The sequence below is a fragment of the Pseudomonas sp. UM16 genome (genome assembly GCF_050312595.1).
Classification (GTDB): Bacteria; Pseudomonadota; Gammaproteobacteria; order Pseudomonadales; family Pseudomonadaceae; genus Aquipseudomonas.
The window spans coordinates 1-2802 of record NZ_JBNPJT010000040.1 but is presented as its reverse complement, the minus strand read 5'-3'; the positions used below and the strand labels follow the sequence as shown (position 1 = coordinate 2802).

Here is a 2802-nt window from a genome sequence, read left to right as displayed (position 1 = left end):
GCCCGATGGGGGCTACTGCCCGTCCAGGGTGATTGGCAGGCGGCGCTTGAAGAATGGAAGGCCAAGCGCTTGTGGCGCGAGGACGTGCGCTTTGATGAGGTGCAGCGCTACCTGAGCCAGACCACCACCCAGGCGCAACGGCTTCAGGCGCATGGCCAGCGAAGCGAAGCGGATCTGCTCACCTGGCTTGATCGCCTCAGCCCCCGCGCTGAGGCAGTTTACCACGACACCTGCAAAGCCGACCAAGCCAGCGAATTGCTGGAGACCGCACACGCGCTGTACACCGTACTGGGCAACGGGCAGAACGGGCAAAAGTGGCTGTGCCAGCAGGCCAGGCGACCGACCAGCCTGTTCGGCCTGGCGCTGTACAACTTCAGCCCGGACGTGGCGGCCTTGATCAAAACGGTGTCGCACAACTTCACCACCTACGGCACCCTTGACGACCAGGGCCGTGAAGGGGATGGCAGCACCCCGGCACTGACGCCGAGCGCGGCGGGTGATGTGACGAGCATGGCCACCCGAGCCAATGAAATGAAAGCGGTCCTTGACCTGGAGTCAGTCCGCAACAGCCCGCCTTACCAAGCCATGAGCAGCGCCGCCAAGCAAGCCATGAGCACCCTGATCCAGGTCGCCAACAACCAGGCCAGGGATGCCTGGCACGGGCTCAGCGGCATGCTGCTACCGGCCATGAAGCAAGACACCGGCTTGACCCTTGCGGCGACCCAGGTGTTGATCTCCACTGAAATATCCAGCGCCACCCAGTTGCTCACCAACCCGACCTACTTACGCGACTACCAGGCCTGGCTGCTGCAAGTGCAAAGCGTGAACAACAAAATAACCGGCGCCAAGCGCGTGTTGCTTCACCCCGGGGCGGCTCACGACCAACGCAGCGCGCGGATATCACTGCAAACCCATGAAGAACAGCTGAAACAGCTGTTCCTCAAACGGCCTAACCAGCTCATCGCCAAAGCATCTGGCAGCACACGCCTGAATGCCCCGCTGGGGCTGATCAACAGCTGGCTCGTCGACCTGGGGCAGTCTGAGGTGTTGGCGCAACTGAAAGTGGCCGGTACCCAAGATTACCTGATACGCACCAAAGCCTGGATGGCGCAGAACCTGGGCAATGCCATGCCAGCCTTGCTGGTTGGTTTGAACGTGTGGAACGTCTGGAGCAGCGCCAAGACGGCGCAGAACGACGGTCATTTTTCTGCGGATGAATGGCGCAGCATGGGGGCCAATGCCGCTTACGCCGCCAATGCCATCGCGGCGTTGTGGGTTGGGCCGGCTTGGAATCGTGCGGGGGGGATGTCTACAACGCTGGGTAAAGAAGTTCGGAAAGTTGCCCAGGCTGGTTATTTAGAATGGTTAGGAGTAGCCAAGAGTGCCTCCAGTGGAAATGCCCAGGCTGCGGTGGCAAACGAGTTTGCCACGGATTCGAAAGGTCTAATTTTGCGCACGGTGACGTGGGCCGCGTTGGGAGCCGTTGCTGCTGGGCTGGAGGCGTGGCAGATCTCCGAAGACGCTGATGTTGCCACAAGCGAGGAAGAGAAAGCGCTACTGACATGGAAGCTTCGTATTGCGCAAGGGATGGCTTTTGCTTTCAGCGTCCAGTTAATTGGCGCAAGGCTCGGCTATTGGGTTAGTTTTGCCTGGATTATGTCGACGCCAGTAACGATCACGTTAGCGCTCTTGGGTATTGCCTATCTGATGGTCTCTATGGCAGCCAACCGCTTCAAGCGTGAGGGACTGCGCTTGTGGCTGTACCGCTGCTGCTGGGGACGCGGGGCAACACCTGCATCGCAGGGCAAGGAAGGCCATCTCGAGCAAATGCAAATGCTGCTGGAGACCTTGCAGCGCCCCACAGTAATGGCAAGGGCCTTGTCTTACGGCGGTGGTAGCACTCCGAGGAGATGGCTGGGCTTCTGGGTGCAAATCCTGCTGCCTGCAGCGTTGGCGGGCAAAGAGCTGACCTTGCAGCCGGCGATAATCGAGAAGCGTTATTTTTCTAAAGATCAACTGTACGTTACAGGGGGCAATTTTTACGACCAGTTTCTCGAAGGCAACTGGGTCGACCCAACGCTGCTTGGAGAGTTGCCGGGAGGACCAAGAAATAAACTCAGTCCAGCGGACTTCACCTACCCCTTGCAAGAGCAACACCGACTTTGGCAAGTCTGGATAGATAGCTCCGCGGCCAGTTCGGTCCTTGAATTGGAGGTTAAATACCCGGCTGGCGTGTGGCAGCGAAGAGATCGTCGTGGATACATGTTTCGGCTGGCCTTGGAATGGACAACGAATGAAGCCGATCGGGCCAACACAGTATTTAAAAATGAGTTGATGGAGAAAGATGGCATCGTGCTGGCGAAAAAAAGCACGCAGCTATTAAGCTTGCTCGTGCCCCATTCAAACGATTGATGAGTGTTAGAGTGCTTAAGTTTAATGAAGACCTTGATTTGCCGTCGCAGCTTAAATGGAAGTTCGCGCATGAACCCGAATTATTGGGCTGGACTATTCGGGCGCGAAATTACAATACATTTGTAGCCAATTGCATGTTTTTGTTTTTGTCAGTCGCGTTGGTTGGGCTGTCGTATGTCGTGTACTTAGTGCCTGCGCCGGGTGAAGGGTTCGTCGCTAGAGTTGTAATTGGTTTTTGCTTTTATATGGTCTTTACACTTGTAATTTTGAGTGTGACCCATCAGCGGATGAAGTTTGCCTATCGCTTCAGCCGATCTGGAGTGGAATATTGCAAGTGGAAAGATTTTCCGGAGTGGGCTCTAAAGTTTTTAAAATGGCTTGCAGGGATAA

1 protein-coding gene and 1 pseudogene are annotated in these 2802 nt (G+C 56.4%); both read left to right on the top strand.

Translation table 11 applies throughout. The features are described from left to right. Positions 1-2412 (top strand): T6SS effector BTH_I2691 family protein (locus ACQRAX_RS25390; protein WP_427867768.1); only part of this gene is annotated, 2412 nt, incomplete at its 5' end. An 11-nt stretch (positions 2413-2423) separates the two neighbouring features. Beyond that, positions 2424-2802, top strand: a pseudogene (locus ACQRAX_RS25385) (hypothetical protein); the annotation flags it as partial.